13 protein-coding genes are annotated in these 17,646 nt (G+C 46.7%); 3 read left to right on the forward strand and 10 right to left on the reverse strand.

The features are described from left to right. Nucleotides 1-27 precede the first annotated feature (27 nt). A complete protein-coding gene (locus ACWJJX_RS10350; protein ID WP_454022965.1) occupies nucleotides 28-1,911 on the forward strand; it encodes a terpene cyclase/mutase family protein in 1,884 nt (627 codons plus the stop codon). Continuing rightward, nucleotides 1,908-2,753, forward strand: coding sequence for a superoxide dismutase (locus ACWJJX_RS10355; RefSeq protein WP_070081967.1), 846 nt, complete (start codon nucleotides 1,908-1,910; stop codon nucleotides 2,751-2,753). Before ACWJJX_RS10350 ends, ACWJJX_RS10355 begins: the two co-directional genes overlap by 4 nt. 39 nt (nucleotides 2,754-2,792) lie before the next feature. On the opposite strand, the gene ACWJJX_RS10360 is transcribed toward ACWJJX_RS10355, so the two are convergent. After that, nucleotides 2,793-4,130, reverse strand: a complete 1,338-nt coding sequence (locus tag ACWJJX_RS10360; RefSeq protein WP_094246845.1) for a sodium-dependent transporter — start codon at nucleotides 4,128-4,130, stop codon at nucleotides 2,793-2,795. Nucleotides 4,131-4,333: 203 nt separating this feature from the next. Between ACWJJX_RS10360 and ACWJJX_RS10365 the strand changes: the two genes are divergently transcribed. Further along, the gene (locus ACWJJX_RS10365; protein WP_454022605.1) at nucleotides 4,334-5,302 is read left to right on the forward strand and encodes a bile acid:sodium symporter family transporter; all 969 of its coding nucleotides are present in this window, start codon (nucleotides 4,334-4,336) and stop codon (nucleotides 5,300-5,302) included. Between the two features lie 27 nt (nucleotides 5,303-5,329). On the opposite strand, the gene ACWJJX_RS10370 is transcribed toward ACWJJX_RS10365, so the two are convergent. The 9 genes from ACWJJX_RS10370 to cdaS form a co-directional block, all read right to left on the reverse strand. Further along, the gene (locus ACWJJX_RS10370; protein ID WP_064107644.1) at nucleotides 5,330-6,076 is read right to left on the reverse strand and encodes an MBL fold metallo-hydrolase; all 747 of its coding nucleotides are present in this window, start codon (nucleotides 6,074-6,076) and stop codon (nucleotides 5,330-5,332) included. Nucleotides 6,077-6,149: 73 nt separating this feature from the next. Then, nucleotides 6,150-7,397: a 2-oxoglutarate dehydrogenase complex dihydrolipoyllysine-residue succinyltransferase gene (odhB, locus tag ACWJJX_RS10375; protein ID WP_003153764.1), complete on the reverse strand. Its 1,248-nt coding sequence runs from the start codon at nucleotides 7,395-7,397 to the stop codon at nucleotides 6,150-6,152. 15 nt (nucleotides 7,398-7,412) lie between these two features. Further along, complete coding sequence (gene sucA / locus ACWJJX_RS10380) at nucleotides 7,413-10,247, reverse strand: 2-oxoglutarate dehydrogenase E1 component (RefSeq protein WP_015388115.1); 2,835 nt, start codon at nucleotides 10,245-10,247, stop codon at nucleotides 7,413-7,415. Between the two features lie 227 nt (nucleotides 10,248-10,474). Continuing rightward, nucleotides 10,475-12,391 carry a vWA domain-containing protein gene (locus ACWJJX_RS10385; RefSeq protein WP_454022966.1) on the reverse strand — a complete coding sequence of 639 codons (1,917 nt, stop codon included), beginning with the start codon at nucleotides 12,389-12,391 and terminating at the stop codon, nucleotides 10,475-10,477. A gap of 10 nt (nucleotides 12,392-12,401) precedes the next feature. Then, complete coding sequence (locus ACWJJX_RS10390; protein WP_003153758.1) at nucleotides 12,402-13,292, reverse strand: AAA family ATPase; 891 nt, start codon at nucleotides 13,290-13,292, stop codon at nucleotides 12,402-12,404. 77 nt (nucleotides 13,293-13,369) lie between these two features. Then, a complete protein-coding gene (locus ACWJJX_RS10395) occupies nucleotides 13,370-13,960 on the reverse strand; it encodes a superoxide dismutase family protein (RefSeq protein WP_057080768.1) in 591 nt (196 codons plus the stop codon). A gap of 82 nt (nucleotides 13,961-14,042) precedes the next feature. Next, nucleotides 14,043-15,284, reverse strand: coding sequence for a LysM peptidoglycan-binding domain-containing protein (locus ACWJJX_RS10400; protein ID WP_454022967.1), 1,242 nt, complete (start codon nucleotides 15,282-15,284; stop codon nucleotides 14,043-14,045). 320 nt (nucleotides 15,285-15,604) lie between these two features. Beyond that, nucleotides 15,605-16,816, reverse strand: a complete 1,212-nt coding sequence (locus tag ACWJJX_RS10405) for a macrolide family glycosyltransferase (RefSeq protein WP_024085478.1) — start codon at nucleotides 16,814-16,816, stop codon at nucleotides 15,605-15,607. Nucleotides 16,817-16,934: 118 nt separating this feature from the next. Continuing rightward, a complete protein-coding gene (cdaS, locus tag ACWJJX_RS10410; protein ID WP_025852338.1) occupies nucleotides 16,935-17,561 on the reverse strand; it encodes a sporulation-specific diadenylate cyclase CdaS in 627 nt (208 codons plus the stop codon). Between the last annotated feature and the right edge of the window lie 85 nt (nucleotides 17,562-17,646).

Raw genomic sequence — 17,646 nt, forward strand, 5'->3', positions numbered from 1 at the left:
ATATGCTTCTGAAGGAGTTGAGCGAGTGTGAGCACAATTCATGAAAACGTCAGAAGCCGCCAAAAGAAAACTATCTCCCTATTAAGAGAAACGCAAAATGCGGACGGCTCATGGTCATTTTGTTTTGAAGGTCCGATTTTGACAAACGCCTTTCTGATCCTCCTTCTCACTTCTCTTGAAGACAATGATAAAGAACTGATCGCTGAGCTTGCAGAAGGCATTCGCGCTAAACAGCGCCCGGACGGAACTTTTGCCAACTATCCTGATGACCGGAAAGGAAATGTGACCGCTACTGTACAGGGCTATGCCGGCTTGCTGGCTTCCGGTTTATATAGCCGTTCTGAGGCGCATATGATTCAGGCCGAACGCTTTATCATCTCAAATGGCGGCTTGCGCAACGTACACTTCATGACAAAGTGGATGCTTGCGGCAAACGGCCTATATCCATGGCCCGCGCTGCATCTGCCATTATCTTTCTTAGTCATTCCCCCATCCTTCCCGCTGCATTTTTACCAGTTCAGTACATACGCTCGTATTCATTTTGTACCGATGGCCGTGACGCTTAACAAAAGATTTTCGCTGGAAAATCCCAACGTTCCGTCTCTCGCGCATTTAGATCGGCATATGACTAAAAATCCGTTTACATGGCTTCGTTCCGATCAGGATGAGAACAGAGATCTCTCTTCTCTTTTCGCGCACTGGAAGCAGCTTTTGCAGATTCCTGCCGCTTTTCACCAGCTCGGTCTGCGTACGGCCAAAACGTATATGCTTGACCGGATTGAAGAAGACGGCACATTATACAGCTATGCGAGTGCCACTATTTTTATGGTGTACGGCCTGCTCGCACTCGGTGTATCGCGCCACTCCCCCGTTATCAGAAAAGCGCTTGCCGGCACGAAAGCTTTGCTCACGTCTTGCGGCGATATACCGCACCTGGAAAACTCAACGTCGACCGTTTGGGATACGGCGCTTCTCAGCTATGCGCTTATGAAAAGCGGCATCTCAGATAACGATCAAATGATAACCGGCGCCGCCCGATTTCTGCATGAACGGCAGCAGACGAAAGTCGCTGATTGGGCCGTTCACAACCCGCATGCTGAACCGGGAGGATGGGGTTTTTCAAACATTAATACAAATAATCCTGATTGTGATGACACAGCCGCAGTGCTCAAAGCCATTCCGCGAAAACGTTATCCCGCCTCATGGGAACGCGGACTGAGCTGGCTTTTGTCCATGCAAAACAGTGACGGCGGCTTCTCTGCTTTTGAGAAAAATGTCAATCATCCGCTGGTCCGCCTGCTGCCGCTGGAATCGGCTGAGGAAGCTGCCATCGATCCTTCAACAAGCGACTTAACCGGACGGGTGCTGCACTGTTTAGGAGAAGCGGGGCTTTCTTCTGATCACCCTCAGATTGAAAAGGCCGTCCAATGGCTGATCCGCCATCAAGAAGAGGACGGATCGTGGTACGGCAGATGGGGTGTCTGCTATATTTACGGCACATGGGCAGCGCTGACAGGGATGAAGGCTTGCGGCGTGAGCCAAAACCACCCGGCCGTGAAAAAAGCGATCCGCTGGCTGAAGTCCATTCAAAACGAGGACGGAAGCTGGGGAGAATCCTGTAAAAGCGCAGAAGTCAAAACCTATGTTCCGCTTTCTTACGGGACGCTTGTACAGACGGCTTGGGCGGCCGAAGCTTTGCTGCAATACGAAAAACCTCATCATCAAGCCGTCACAAAAGGCATATCCTTTCTTATTGAAAACCGGCATTACGAAGGAGACGCTTTCAGCTATCCGACCGGAATCGGCCTGCCGAAACAGTTTTACATCAAGTATCACAGCTACCCGTATGTGTTTTCTTTGCTTGCGCTCAGCACTTTTATGAAAGTGAGTGAAAAGGAGGAAGAAAAATGAAACGGCACGCTTATCAAACCGAAATGCTGAATTGGTGTGAAACCTTGAAGGAACAAGTCATACAGCAAGGTCGGTTCGATCGCTTCGCGGCACAAATCGACCGGATTTTTCACACCCTTCAGGATGATGGATTAACGGAGGCGGAATGGTACGAACAGGCATCAGCACTTTACCGGGACATTACCGAACCGGATGAGCCGGATGAGCGCAGAGCCTATGTGCCGATCGGCAAGCATGTCCTCCCTAAACTGCCATACAGTTATTCCGCACTGGAACCGTATATTTCAAGAGAGATTATGAAACTCCATCATACAAAACACCATCAGAGCTATGTTGACGGTCTGAATAAAGCAGAACTGGAGCTCAAAAAAGCGAGACAAACGAAACAGTACGACTTAGTGGCGCATTGGGAGCGGCAATTGGCGTTTCACGGGGCCGGCCATTATTTGCACAGTATTTTCTGGTTTTCCATGAATCCAAACGGAAAAAGACGGCCGACGGGTGCGCTCTTTCAAATGATTGATGTGTCATTCGGAAGCTATTCTGCTTTTAAAGAGCAATTTTCTCAAGCGGCGAAAAAAGTCGAAGGAGTCGGCTGGGCTATCCTAGTCTGGGCGCCGCGCGCCGGGCGGCTGGAGATTTTGGCCGCTGAGAAGCATCAGCTCTACAGCCAGTGGGACGTCATTCCTTTGCTTCCGCTGGATGTGTGGGAACACGCTTATTATTTACAATATAAAAACGACCGCGCGGCTTACGTGGATCAATGGTGGAATGTCGTTGATTGGCGGGAGGCGGAGAAACGGTTCGAACAGGCGCACCGCGTGATATGGCCGCTTTATTAAAAAAGCCCCCGTCTTGAACGGGGGCCTGCTTCTTTTGGTCTAAAAAATACCAAGCACGTGCAGAAAAACGATAATAATGGCTACAGGAGCCACATAACGGATTAATAGGAGCCAGACTGCAAACCATTTTCGTTTTATACCGGAACCGCTTTTCAGTTCGTCAAACAGCATCTGTTTCGGAATTTTCAGCGGTACGAAAACGGCAATTAAAAGCGCGCCCAGCGGCATTAAGACATTGCTGACCAGAAAATCCGCAGCGTCAAAAATACTGCGGTGAAAAATAGAAACATCACTCAAAATTCCGTACGACAGCGCCGAAGGAACCCCGACAATAAATATAGCAAGTCCCCCGATCCATGCATACCGCTTCCGTTTTGCCGAATCGCCTTTTGACAAAACAGCAACTAAAATTTCAAGCATTGAAAAAGCCGATGTCAGCGTCGCAAATAAAAACAGCAGCAAAAAGGCGAGTAAAAACACGATGCCCAACGGCATTTGGTTAAAGACTGTCGGCAGCACGTTAAATAAAAGCTGCGGACCTTGATCCGGCTTGAGGCCGAATGCAAACACCGCCGGAAAAATCGCCACTCCCGCCATCACGGCAACAAGGACATTTAATACCGTCACCGATACGGCGGATTGAACAATATTTTCTTCTTTTTCTAAATATGCGCTGTATGTAACCATTACGGACACTCCGACGCTTAACGAGAAAAATGATTGTCCCATCGCATATAAAACGGTATTGGCATCCATCGCGCCAAAATCAGGCATGAAGAAAAATTTTAATCCCTTCGCTGCATCATGCAGCGTAACGGAGCGGATCATTAAAAGAATAAACAGAATAAACAGAGCCGGCATCAGCACCTGGCTTACCTTTTCGATGCCGCTGCTCACCCCTTTTGCCACAACTAAAATCGTCAGCACGATAAACAGCAGCTGACCGAAAACCGCTGCATAAGGGTTGGAAATGGTATCGATAAATAACGTATCAAATCCCGAAGAAAGCGATAAACCGCCTGTAAAGCCTTTTATAATGTAGATTAATATCCATCCCCCCACTACGCTGTAGAAGGATAATAGAATAAAACACGTAATGATTCCGAGATATCCGATCCAGTGCCACTTTTTCCCCGGCGCCAGCGCCTTATAGGATTCAACGGCGTTTTTTTGTGTTTTTCTGCCGATAATAAATTCAGCAAGCAAAAGCGGCAGTCCGATTAAAACAGTAAATAAAATAAAAACAAGCAGAAAAGCGCCGCCTCCGCTGGTTCCCGCTACGTAAGGGAACTTCCATATTGCGCCGAGCCCGATTGCAGAGCCGGCCGTAGCTAAAATAAATCCCAGCTTAGATGACCATTGATTAGCTTCTTTCACTTCAGCACTCCCAATTCATTTCAGTATAAAAATCAATTGTAAGAATATATGTCTGAATAGTCAAGAAGATATTAGTTTACATAATAATTTTATCGAAAACTTATATTTAATATTGAATTATTCAGAATATTATTTATAATGGAGTACAGAAAAGTCAGTCATATTTTCTGACTGATTGATTGGATATAAAAGGAGCTGTGTTTATGGAATGGCTGAAAAAAATAAGCGGGTTTGCGGGCCAAACCTTTGGCTTGTGGGTTATCGTCTTTGCCGGTTTGGGATTCGCCTGCCCTGATTTGTTTACTTGGATCAGTTCTTATATGACGATTTTCCTTGGTATTATTATGTTTGGGATGGGGCTTACTCTTCAAACAGACGATTTTAAAGAATTAATCAGAAAGCCTTGGCATGTCGTGATCGGAGTCGCTGCCCAGTTTACGATTATGCCGCTTACGGCTTTCTGTTTATCAATCGGGCTCCGCCTCCCCGCAGAAATCGCCGCGGGCGTCATTCTGGTCGGATGCTGTCCGGGCGGTACGGCATCAAATGTCATGACGTTTTTGGCGAAAGGCAATACGGCACTTTCTGTTGCGGTCACCACGATCTCAACATTGCTTGCTCCTATTGTAACGCCGGCACTTATTATGCTGTTTGCGAAAGAGTGGCTTCCCGTTTCTTTCGGTTCACTGTTTGTTTCCATTATGCAAGCCGTGCTTTTGCCGATCGTCCTCGGGGTGATTGTGAAGCTGTTCTTCAAAAAACAGGTCGGACAAGCCGTGCACGCGCTTCCTCTCGTATCGGTAATCGGCATCGTAGCGATTGTATCCTCTGTCGTCAGTATAAATCGTGAGCATCTGCTTCAATCCGGACTGCTGATTGTGTCTGTCGTCATCTTACATAACGGAATCGGATATTTGTTAGGATTCCTGACTGCAAAGCTGTTCAGAATGGATTATGCTTCACAAAAAGCGATTGCGATAGAAGTCGGGATGCAAAATTCCGGACTGGGCGCAGCACTTGCGACAGCGCATTTCTCCCCTTTGTCAGCCGTGCCGAGCGCAATTTTCAGCATATGGCACAATCTGTCGGGGTCTGTTCTTGCCACCTACTGGTCTAAGAAAAAAGAGAAAAACAGCGCCGAAGAAGAAACGGCAAAGATTCCGTTTTCATAACTGAACAAGGATAGGCTGCTGCCGCTCCTATCCTTGTTTATTCTGCAGATCACGAAACAGGCGCAAAAGCGCTTTTTTTACATCCCCCTGAAATAAACCTCCATGATAACAAATCAATTGGCGGATATCGTAATCGAGCAGCCGCTGCACAGAACGGACCGCATCATCCATATGTAACGTATAGCCAGGATTAGCAAGGTTCAGCTTTCCGTCTTCAATGACGACCGCATCACCTGTGACCATTGTTTTTTCGGCAGGCAGATAAAGACTGATATGGCCGGGTGTATGACCCGGCGTGGCTACAATCCGAATGCCTCCGCACCAAGGCAGCAGCTCACCGTCAGTAACTGTCCGGTGAACTGGAGCCGATTCGACTGATTGAAGCGAGCGGATGAACTGTTTTGCATAAGGCTTTGCATCCTCTGGCAATGAACTAAACGTTGATTCAGCCTGCTCAAGCCGTAAAGATTTTTTAGAGCCGTCAATATACGGCGCTTCACGCTCATGTACTGTCACGCTGATATCCGGGTGCAAACGGTGTAATGCAGCGAGTGAGCCGATATGATCTATATCGTGATGCGTTACAATGATTTTTGTCAATGAATGAAGCGACATTCCATGCCGGGCAGCAGCATGTTGAAGATGGTTTGTAAAACCGGGATATCCGCAGTCTATTAATATCGTGTCATGTTCGTCTTGCAGAAGAACCGGAGTGATTGAATGCAATTCTTCATTATATTCAAATTCGATCTCAAGCGGATAACAGCTTTTCATATAAATTCTCCCCTTCGCTCAATAAAAAAAGTACACTGCTTGTAAGGGCAGTGTACTTTTTGTCTGTCTCAAATTATCCTTCCAGCAGCAGCTGTTCCGGATCTTCAAGCAGGTTTTTAATGGTGACAAGGAACCCAACCGCTTCTTTACCATCTACAATTCTGTGATCATATGATAAAGCGATGTACATCATCGGACGGTTTTCAGAGCGCTCCGCATCAATTGCTACTGGGCGCAGCTGAATTTTGTGCATGCCTAAGATCCCAACCTGAGGGCTGTTTAGGATCGGTGTTGACATAAGCGATCCGAATGTACCTCCGTTTGTGATCGTGAAGGAGCCTCCTTGCAGCTCACCTAATGTTAATTTATTGTTTCGCGCTTTCTTCGCAAGTTCGCCGATCTCTCTTTCAATGCCGGCAAACGTCAGGCGGTCAGCGTCACGCACGACTGGGACGACAAGCCCTTCTTCAGCCGCGACAGCGATACCGATGTCATAGAATTTTTTCACGATCAGCTCATCGCCTTGAATTTCAGCGTTAAGAAGCGGGAATTTTTTCAAAGCAGCCACGACGGCTTTTGTAAAGAACGACATGAAACCGAGTTTTACATCGTTTTGCTCAAGGAATTGGTCTTTACGGCGTTTTCTTAGATTCATAACAGCCGTCATATCAACTTCGTTAAATGTTGTCAGCATCGCAGAAGTCTGCTGCACTTCAACCAATCGTTTCGCGATCGTCTGTCTGCGGCGGGACATTTTTTGCACTTCGACAGGTTTGTCAAAGCTTTGCTGTGTTTTTTGAGCCTGCTGTTTCGGCTGTGCCGCAGGTTTTGAAGCCGGTTTTTCATAAGCTTCCACATCTTGTTTGCGCACGCGGCCAAGCGGGTCCCCCGTCGGAATTTGTGATAGATCAATTCCTTTTTCCCTTGCCAGCTTGCGTGCAGCCGGAGACGCTACCGTTCTGGATTTCGCTTCTGATTGTGCTTCCTGGCTGACTTCTTGTGCAGCAGGTTCAGCTTTTGCTTCCTCTTTCGTTTGTTCATTGGCTGGAGCACTTTCTGAAGGGGCGGGTGCAGAACTTTCGCCAGCGCCTTCTGTAATGGTACCGATAATTTCTCCTACTTGGACGGTATCACCCGAATCTTTCAATACCTCTTTTAGAACACCCGATTCTTCTGCTGTCAATTCAACATTTACTTTGTCCGTCTCCAGTTCAAGCAAGTACTCACCCTGTTCTACATAATCACCGGGCTGCTTTAACCATTGGGCTATCGTTCCTTCTGAGATTGATTCTGCTAATTCAGGTACCTTAATTTCCGCCATTTTTACATTTCCCCCTTAGTTTTTGCGAGTCAAGCTATCAGATACAATGCGTTCCTGTTCTTTTTTGTGGACTGTCGGATCTCCTTCTGCGGGACTGGATCGTCTTCTTCGGCCGATGTATTGGACATTTACTCCTTTTGGCGCAATTTCCGTCAGATACGGGCTGATATAACTCCATGCCCCCATGTTCTGCGGCTCTTCCTGAACCCAAACGATCTCTTGCAGGTTCGGCAGTTTGGCGAAAAGCTCCTTCGTATCTTTTGCCGGGAACGGATACAGCTGTTCGATTCTGGCAATATGAAGCCAATCCTTATCGCCTTCCATTTTGTTGAAGTGATCGCTGATATCAATTGACACTTTTCCGCTTGATAATACGACGCGAGTCACTTTTTCGTAAGCATGGGAAAGACCGGACTGCTCATAGACAGGCTTGAATCGGCTTTCGCTCAGTTCCTGCACTTCAGATACCGTATTCGGGTTGCGCAGCAGGCTCTTCGGCGTCATGATCACAAGCGGACGGATTTCCTCACGAAGCAACATTTTCGCTTGTCTTCTTAAAATGTGGAAATACTGAGCCGCACTTGTCAGGTTGGCCACTGTCCAGTTGTTTTCCGCCGCCAGCTGCAGGAACCGCTCGACGCGGCCGCTGGAGTGTTCAGGGCCCTGCCCTTCGTAACCGTGAGGCAGCAGCATGACCAGCCCTGATTTTTGTCCCCATTTTGCCCGTCCTGCAGATATGAATTGATCAAAATAGACTTGAGCCGCATTGGCAAAGTCCCCGTACTGCGCCTCCCACAACACAAGCGTTTCAGGCGAATACACGTTGTATCCATATTCAAAGCCGAGAACCGATCCTTCAGAGAGCGGGCTGTTATGCACCGTAAATGAAGAAGCGCAGTCGTCTAAGTGATGGAGAGCAACAAATTCTTCTCCTGTTTCGCTGTCATGCAGCACAAGGTTTCTTTGAGCGAACGTTCCGCGCTCTGAATCCTGCCCGGTCAGCCGGATCGGCGTGCCGTCTTTCAAAATGGAAGCAAACGCAAGCGATTCAGCCAATGACCATTCAACTTTACGGTCATCATCAAACGCTTTTGCACGTCTTTCCAGGATTCTTTTCAGCTTGCCGAACACGTTAAAGGATTCCGGCCAGTTGATAAGTTCGCCGTTCAGCTTGCGGAGAACATCAAAATCAATGGCTGTGTCAACGTCTGGAAAACCGTTGGACACCGGTTCCGGCAATTCAATTTCCCGTACGGCGTCTTCTTTTTTGGCGGGCACCTTTTTATAGGCGTCTTCAATTCGTTTTGTCACTGCCATTTCGATGTTTTGCGCTTTTTCCTCGCTGATCAGTCCTTCACTTACGAGTTTTTCCGCAAAGATCCGCTTGACAGTCGGGTGTTTTCTGACGGCATCATACAGCATCGGCTGTGTCGTTGACGGCTCATCCATTTCATTGTGGCCGTATCGTCTGTACCCGATTAAATCGATTAAGAAATCTTTATTGAACCGCTTCCGGTATTCAACCGCAAATTTAACGGCTGACAGGCATGCTTCCGGATCATCCGCGTTGACGTGAACGATCGGAATTTCATAGCCCTTCGCCAAATCACTGGCATATTTCGTTGATCGTGATTCATCGCTTTCAGTTGTAAAGCCGATCATATTATTGGCGATGATATGAATAGCCCCGCCGACCTGATAGCCTTTCAGAGAGCTTAAGTTCAGCGTCTCGGCGACAATGCCTTCTCCCGGGAACGCTGCGTCACCGTGAATTAAAATGGCGAGCGATTTTGTTTCATCTTGAACCGGGTACCCCTTTTGCGTTCTTGTTTCCTGTGCCGCCCGCGTGCTTCCTTCAACAATCGGATTGATGAATTCCAAGTGGCTCGGGTTATTTGCAAGCGTAATCCGCGCGCTTTTGGTTTCAGCATCCTGAAGCTGTCTGTCTGCACCGAGGTGATATTTTACATCGCCCGTCCAGCCGTAGCTGATGCCGGTCGATCCTTCAGATGGCACAAGGTCTTTATTCGGCGCGTGCTGGAATTCTGAGAAAATAATTTCATACGGTTTGCCGAGCACATGCGCAAGCACATTTAAACGGCCTCTGTGCGCCATCCCGATATTGACATTGGTTGTGCCCGCTTTCACAGACTGGGCGATAATGTCGTCAAGAACCGGCACAAGCGCGTCTAATCCCTCAATTGAGAAACGCTTCTGACCGACGAATGTCCGGTGTAAAAATTGTTCAAATCCTTCTACTTCCGTCAGTCTTTCTAAAACGGCTGACAGTTTTTCCGGTGAATTTTTCCGGAACAGTTCTCCGGATTCGACCATTTTTGTAATCCATGCGCGCTCTTCGAAATCATGCACATGGTCAAACTCGAAAGAGATGGTTCTTTTATAGGTATTGCGTAAATGCTGGATGGCTTCTAAGCCGTTTGTTATATTGGCAGGTGCGTCTTTACAGATGACAGACGCGGGTATTGCTTTCATTTCTTCTTCTGTAAGCCCGTACTCGGATAACGGAAAGAGCTCGCTCTTTTTCGGATCCTTTCTGAGCGGATTGACGGAAGCGTTCAGATGGCCATAGGTTCGAATATCTTCTGCAAGTTTAACTGCTGCTGCGATCTTTTGAATCAGATCTGCGGTGACGCGTCCCTGTTCCTTTGTTTCCGATGCCTCTTTTATTTGGCTTGGCGGAGCGCCTAGTTCGTCAAACATGTCTTTCAGATCCGGATCAATGCTGTCTGGATCTTCAGCATATTGGTCGTACAGCTCCAGTGCGTAGCCGAGGTTCGGTCCGTAAAAATCTTCCCAATTCATTCTTTGTTTCATATTATTTTGAAACATTTGAATATTACCCCCAACCTAGATAATCAAGTGATCAATTCACTATCTTGAAATAACTTTTGAACGCTGTGCCCAAAATTATGTAATAAAAACGCTTCCAAGGATATTTTACCACTGATTGCGTTTGGATTCTACCTTGATTGTTCACAAAATAGTAAAAAAAACAGATCAATACCGAAAAAATTAAATCATTTTAAAATAAAAAGCGAAAAAGCATAGGAAAAAGCCTATCCTATGCTTTTATGAAGCAGTTTTTTCAAGAGCGGATACAGCACATCGGGCAGCTGATCGACATCCGGAACAAAAATACTGTACTTTCCGTACATATCCTGAATGGTTTTCATCTGGGATTCTTCTATCGCAGTATTGGACAGAAAAACATTTATGACTTCTATCCCTTTTTTTCTCGCTTCGATGACAGCCTCGCTCGTATCGACGATGCCGTTTTGTTCGTATCCGAATGCTGCCGGCTCTCCGTCTGAAAACACGATTAAAAATTTTTGCGCCTCACTCCGCCGCATCAGCTGTTTCGTCATTTGTCTGATGGCGTATCCGTCTCTGTTATCTTCTTCAGGCGCAAGCTGCATGATCAGCGGACCCGCAGCCTGCAGCAGCGACTCTTCAAACGGAATGACGGTATTGAAGAAATTCGGCTGGCTCGTTTCGGTTGCTTCGTTTGTATCCTCCCAAAATCCGACGATTTGGTGAGGGACGGACACTGATTTCAAGGCTTCATGAAAAAGAACGATCCCTCTTTTTGTTTCATCCATTTTGTCAAACATGCTGGCCGAACAATCGACAAGCAATGTAAAAACGGCGTCAATGTCTGAGGACGGGTCCTGCTTTTTATAGAAAAGGCGCGGGTTCCGTTCCGTAAAATAGCGGATGAGTTTGCGATTCAGCCGGCCTGCGTGAAGGTCGGTCCGCGGGAGCGTTTTTTTGTGCTCAAGTGTTTTTTGTATCATCTGCTTCAGGCGTTTTTGATATGATTCTATCGTTTTTGCCTGTTCTTTATAAGACTGCTCCTCTTCAGGAGACGCTTTATGAGGCGTTTGATAAACCGGGAAGGCAAATTTGTTTTCTTTTCCGTCAGCCAGCCCGGCGCCCTCATGTTCATCCTGAATGGATTCAAGCGCTTCCAGTTTGGAGTAATCCTCTCTTTTCGTCTGACGTGAGGAACCTTGAACGGAGCCGAGCGCCTGGTCACCGTCATCGCCTTCTCTGGCCGCGTCTTTCCCAAGATCTGATTTCGCGCCGTGCTCAATATCAAATTGAAGGAAGCTTTTTGACGGCGCTTCGGTTTCCCGGTGCCACGTATTCATTTTCTCTTCAAGGATTTCTTCATCTCCGTCGGAAGACTCAGGGAGCGTGAGATCGTCACTTAACGAAGGCGCTTTTTTTACGCTTTCGAATAAAGGCTCTTCAGCCGCTTTTTCGTAATCAAGTTCCGGCAGAAAAAAGTATGTGTTCAGCATATCTTTCTCAAGCACTTCATCAAGGCCTTCCATGAGGTCTTCCGTTATTGTTGCGATTTGTTCCGTAGAATCCGCCTCATACACCCGGATGAGCTGACGTTCAATATACGGTATCATCATATCAATATTTTCATGCATGGAAGGAATGCCTTCAAGCGGAGACTCAGCCGTCAGCTTGACAAACATCGCGCAATACAAAGCGTCGGTGAAAATGCTCCGTTCTAAATTCAGTGTCAGCTGCGTCGTGAAATATTTCCTGTACATCTCCCTCCGCTTCTGAAAAACACGTTTCGTTCCCGGCCGTTCTTTTTTGATCTGCTCTTCAATTCTGATATCCTCGAGCAGCATAAACAGCTGCTTGGCAAAGCTTTGGCGGGTGAAGTGCCGGTGAATGTCATTTAAAAACCCCGCAAATACCCGAAATGAGCTGCTGCGTGTTCCGACAGCGCGCAAATAGACATCGCTTTTCAGGCCGGCTTCCATATCCCCGGCTGATCGGTCTTTCCAAAAGTGGCTCATGTAAATTTTCTTTTCAAAGGGATTGTAGTAAGACTGCACGCCGTATTCCACTTCAACTTCACTGCTTCTGGTCAGTGTTTTGGCCAGATCAGTCAGCATCATGAACAAAAACGAATCAATCGTGCTGTCGTTAAATTTGATAAACTTCATTGTATATCCCTCATTCGAACAGCGTTTCTGCAATATTTCTGACAGCGGCTTTTTCCCTGTCATCGTCAAGTTTTTCCACGATGCCTCTTTCAATCGCCCGTTTCGGCGGGATGTACGCAGCCAAGTCGCACGTATCAATGAGAGCCCTGATGGACGCCGCTTCTTCTGACACTTGTCCGTTATGCGCTTGTGCGATTAAATCAGAAGACAGCGTCATAAAGCGCTCAATTAATTTCTCATCTTTTAAGACAGACTGAGAGGTCAGCACCTGTTTCAGGAGGCTTCCTTTAATATACGGAACATCAATGATGACAAAACGGTTTTTAAGGGCTTCGTTCAGCGGAACGGTGCCGACGTAGCCTTCATTAATCGCGGCGATAACACCGAATCCTTCGCTTGCCTTAATCACTTCTCCTGTAAAGGGATTTGTCATCATTTTTCTGTAATCAAGCACGCCGTTTAGAATCGGAAGGGTTTCAGGCTTTGCCATATTGATTTCGTCAATGTATAAAAAATGTCCCTCGTTCATTGCGGTTGTTACAGGTCCGGGAACGAATTCAATTGTCGCCTGCCCCTGTTCATTTTCAATCGTTTTATAGCCGACAAGCGCTTCTGCATCGAGGTCTACGGAGCAGTTGACGCTGTGCATCGGTTTATGAAAATAGTTCGAAAGCGTTTCCGCCAATTTTGTTTTCCCCGAACCCGTCGGTCCTTTTAATAAGATATTTTTTCCCATTGTCAAAGCGATGACGGCATCGAATACAATCGCTTTATCTTCGGCCTCATAGCCTGATGATCCGATTAAATCCCGGAATTCTTGGGAAACGGGATGATTTTGATAAGCCTGCAGTTTGTTTTGTATATCTTCCGGAAGTGATAGGTGCTGTAATTCTGAAGTCATAGGTGATGTTTCCTTTCCATTTGTATTCCATAACCGAGTATACTAAAAAAGCCCTTGTATACTCAATACAAAAGGGCTCATTCCCTGCGGGCGCTTTTTGTCAGGGGAGCGCAGGCGATTCTGGCTCCGGAATTTCCGCTCGGGTTTGTTAAATAATCGTCCGTATGTTCATGAATGACGAACGCGCTTCCGTCCCGGTCGAGCAGGCTGAGTCTGCTCCCTTCTTTTAATGAAGTTTGCGGCGCGTTCATAATGACATCCACTTTACCGTCAGCCCCCACTTCAAGATTGGGGAGATCCCCGGCGTGATGACCCATCGGATTGTTGAAGCCGTGTTCTTTGTTCAAAGGGTTGAACGGACCGCCGGCTGATTCGAAATCAGGTGCCTGACATGTCCCTTTTTCATAAATATGAAATCCGAGAGAAGCGCCGGGCGGCAGATGTCCCGCTGATATATGAATGTCTGACCCTTCATCATCAGATTCCCTCACTTCGATATATCCGATCGTTTTTCCGTTTTGATTGATGAGTCCGGCATGCTCACGGTATGCAGATGCTTCCAATGCGCGGCTTTCCCCATGTTTTTTGGGCGGAACAGGAGCGGGTCTCCCCCCGCAGCCGCAAAGCGTAATTGATGCGAGCATGAGAAAAAGCAAGAGACGATTCATGCTTCCTCCCCCTTATTTTTTTACCCATCAGTCTTGTCAAAACGTGAAAATGGTAAACAAAAAAAGCCCCGAAAGGCTTTTTTTAAAAATAACTGCGCGCTCCTAAATAAGCTTTTTTCCAATATGGATTGCTTAAGTTTGAAATTTCAACCCCGGAGGAGCTTGCGTGAATAAAATCTCCTCCGCCTAAATACATTCCCATATGAGAAGGGCCCGCTTTATATGTCGTAAAGAAGACAAAGTCGCCTGCTGACGGCTGGCTGATATGTTTCATCGTATTCCAATATCCGGCCGTGCTCAGACGGGAAACAGAGCTTACCTTATTTAAAAGGTAATAGATGTAACCGCTGCAATCGAAGCCCGCAGGCGTATTGCCTCCCCAGCGGTAAGGCACGCCGACATGTTTTTTCGCCTCGCCTATCATTCTGTCAATCTTTGACCCTGTCACCGGAGGTTCGGGAGTATTTGGCTTGTTTGGCTTTTCCGGTTTGTTATCCGGCTGACGCACAGGATCTTCTGTTTTTCCCGTTCCGTTAATCACCAGAACCTGTCCGATTTGAAGCACATCAGTTGTCAGTTTATTTTTGTCTCTGATGAGCTGAGCGGTGATACCGAACCGATTAGCAATTTTCCAGAGGGAATCGCCTGCTTTTACTTTGTAAGTGGATGGCTTCTCAGAAGGATTTGAATGAGATGGCGGTGTTGTGCCGCTGTTTCCGTTATGTGAAGAACCTTTGATCTTTAATACTTGATTCGGATACAGCATGTCTGATGTTAATTGATTCAGCTTTTTCAGTTCGGCGATGGTGATGCCGGTTTGATTGGCGATTTTCCACAGCGAGTCACCCGGCTTCACAGTGTAAGTCCCTGATGCGCCTTTATCAGGCTTTGTCTGTCTGCCGCCTCCGTCCGTGCCGCCGGCAGACCCTTTAATTTTCAGTTTTTGGCCCGGATAGATGACATCTGAACTCAAACGGTTCAGGCTTCTCAGTTCAGAAACGCTCATTCGGTATTTTTTAGCGATCACCCATAATGAGTCTCCGTATGTAACTGTGTAAGCACCAGTGTTTCGTTTTCCTTTTTGCCCCGTTTTATGTGTGCCGCTCCCGTCGGGAATGTGCAGCCGCTGTCCTGGGTGGAGTATCGTTGATTTCAGTTTATTTTCCGCCTGCAGGGCTGAAATACTTGTATGATATTGCCGGGAAAGCTTCCAAAGAGAGTCGCCGCTTTTTACTTGAATGGTTTTTGCTTCAGCGGGATGCACGGCGAAGGTTGAAGTCATTACTGCAGATACAGCCAGTCCGGCTGCGATTTTTTTCTTCATATAACGAAAAACCTCCTATTTATCATTGCTGAAAGGGACGTTCCTTTTCTTTGGACGCCGCCTGTTATGCAGGATTCATTCAGAAGTCGACATTAATTCCGATTCATTTGGTCTTAGATCATCACCAATGCCACACATTTTACATAAATTGAGAACATTTCACAAAAGACTTTGGAATCATTTTCATAACATGGCTTTTTTCCGCGACATTCCACCTTTCTTGTCTGTTTTTCATACAATTCTCTTAACGGCGTGAAAATCCTCCCGAAAAACAAACAAAAAAAAGCCCGCTTCCTATAAAGGAAGCGGGTGACGGCTGATTACAGAACCCGGGTCTCGGCAGTTTTCACGTCTTCTGCTATCAATTCCGCTGCACGCTGTGCTCCGCCGGCCGCTTTCAGGGATTCTCCGATTTCAGAAGCTTTTGTCTGATATTCAGGATTTTCGCTCAATTCTTTTATTGCTTCAGTGAGCAGTTCCGCTGTTACATCTTCTTTTTTAAACATCTTGCCCGCGCCCGTGTTTTCCACTTGGCTTCCGACGGCGAACTGATCTGCTCCCATCGGAATGACGATCATCGGGGTTTTGTAGTAAAGCCCTTCGCTCGTACTGTTCATTCCGCCGTGAGTGATAAATAAGTCCGCTCTCTTCAGGATCTCAAGCTGCGGAACATAAGGCTTTACAATAACATTCTCAGGAATTTCATCAAGCTCCGCCGGATCAAGATGTTTGCCGATTGACATGACGGCTTTTCCGTTAAAGTTCCTGACCGCTTTTAAGCATTTATTAAACAATTCCTTCTGATTGTTAAAAATCGTGCCCATTGAAATAAACAGGACTTTTTCTCCTTCAAGCTGGTCAAACGGGAAATCCTGAGCCGCCGGCCTTTCAGTTATGGACGGACCGACAAAGAGATAAGAATCGCCAAACTCTTCTTCTTTCGGCTGAAACGCTCTTGAAGTAAATACGATGGTTTTTCTGCCGTCATTTGAGAAAATATCATACGGCGTTTTAATGTCTGCGCTGAATTCTTCATTGAGCCGGCTGACCGCTTCGGTATAAGCCGGATAATGAGATGATTCCTCTGATATAAGGTTTGTATTTGAAAACACTTCTTTAATAAATGCTTCATTCATTGCAAATGTTGTGCAAAGTGAATATGCCGGCAGTTTCAGCTTATTTCTCACAAGCCTTCCTGCCAGAAAATGATGATCATAAAGGATGTAGTCGTATGATTCATCTTTTACTTCCTCAAGAATACGGAGTGCGGCTTTTTCGGAAGTCTCAATCATTAACAGTAAAAACTCGGTAGCATCCCGCTGTTCATCACCCGTTGCGTTTTTTCCGAATTCATCTTTTCGGAAATCTTCACATTCACGGAATTCCGCTCCGCTTGACGCGATTTTGTGCTCATATTCCTTCACGCCGTAATATACGACATGTTCCCCTTTTGCCTTCAGTTCTTTTACGACGCCTAAAGACGGATTGATATGGCCTTCTCCCGGAAAGCCGATCATCAATACATTTGCCATCTTTCCACTCCCTATTCTTTTAAATTTTATGTATATTTAAACGATAACACCAATACAGAAAAAGGTAAAGATGTTCACCTTATTAATATTAAATGGGTACAATATTCCCATTTTCTTATTATTTCGCATGAAGCGCCCGCGGCGAAACAAGCGGATACAGTCCGCCGTCTTTAGCAAAAGACATTTTTCCCGTTTCTTCTGAAACAACGAGCACGAGTGCATCAGTCACGGCCGAAAGTCCCATCGCGGCCCTGTGGCGCGTCCCGTATTTGAGATCGACATGTTTTGTTGTGAGCGGAAGCACATTGGCTGCTGATACAACCCGGTTTTCTCTGACCAATACGGCTCCGTCATGAAGCGGATTGCCGGGATAAAAAATACTCTCAATTAAAGCTGAACTGATCTCGGCATGCAGGCTGGTCCCTTTTTGTATCATTCCGTCCAGCGGATCTGCACGTTCAATCACAATCAGCGCTCCGTGCTTTTCTTCCGCCAAGTGCTGCACGGCCCTCGCCAGCTCTGTATAGGAAGGCGTAAAATGTTCGATATATGACTGCAGGTAAAACGACGAAGCGACAGCCTGCATTTCCTGAAACGTATGTCCCAGTTCATCTAATTCGCAAAGAAGGCATTGGTCTTTTTCATCCAATGTCCGCAGTATCATTCCGGCATCCTCGGTAATTTGTTTCAAGTACGTTTGAACGGCAGCGGTAAACGCGCTTTCCGTCATTTGAGTGTGGCGCATGTCACATCATCTCCTTTCCCTTATTTTCTGCATCGCGCGCATGGATATGCGCCGCTGTGTACACCATAATCATGAAAGGAGGCGC

The organism is Bacillus sp. YH3-2-B2 (genome assembly GCF_053663335.1).

Excerpts from the sequence above, each read along its gene's own strand:
- ACWJJX_RS10355 (WP_070081967.1), top strand. The coding sequence starts at position 1,908 with ATGAAACGGCACGCTTATCAAACCGAAATGCTGAATTGGTGTGAAACC.
- ACWJJX_RS10365 (WP_454022605.1), top strand. The coding sequence starts at position 4,334 with ATGGAATGGCTGAAAAAAATAAGCGGGTTTGCGGGCCAAACCTTTGGC.
- ACWJJX_RS10370 (WP_064107644.1), bottom strand. The coding sequence starts at position 6,076 with ATGAAAAGCTGTTATCCGCTTGAGATCGAATTTGAATATAATGAAGAA.
- odhB (WP_003153764.1), bottom strand. The coding sequence starts at position 7,397 with ATGGCGGAAATTAAGGTACCTGAATTAGCAGAATCAATCTCAGAAGGA.
- sucA (WP_015388115.1), bottom strand. The coding sequence starts at position 10,247 with ATGTTTCAAAATAATATGAAACAAAGAATGAATTGGGAAGATTTTTAC.
- ACWJJX_RS10385 (WP_454022966.1), bottom strand. The coding sequence starts at position 12,391 with ATGAAGTTTATCAAATTTAACGACAGCACGATTGATTCGTTTTTGTTC.
- ACWJJX_RS10390 (WP_003153758.1), bottom strand. The coding sequence starts at position 13,292 with ATGACTTCAGAATTACAGCACCTATCACTTCCGGAAGATATACAAAAC.
- ACWJJX_RS10395 (WP_057080768.1), bottom strand. The coding sequence starts at position 13,960 with ATGAATCGTCTCTTGCTTTTTCTCATGCTCGCATCAATTACGCTTTGC.
- ACWJJX_RS10400 (WP_454022967.1), bottom strand. The coding sequence starts at position 15,284 with ATGAAGAAAAAAATCGCAGCCGGACTGGCTGTATCTGCAGTAATGACT.
- ACWJJX_RS10405 (WP_024085478.1), bottom strand. The coding sequence starts at position 16,816 with ATGGCAAATGTATTGATGATCGGCTTTCCGGGAGAAGGCCATATCAAT.
- cdaS (WP_025852338.1), bottom strand. The coding sequence starts at position 17,561 with ATGCGCCACACTCAAATGACGGAAAGCGCGTTTACCGCTGCCGTTCAA.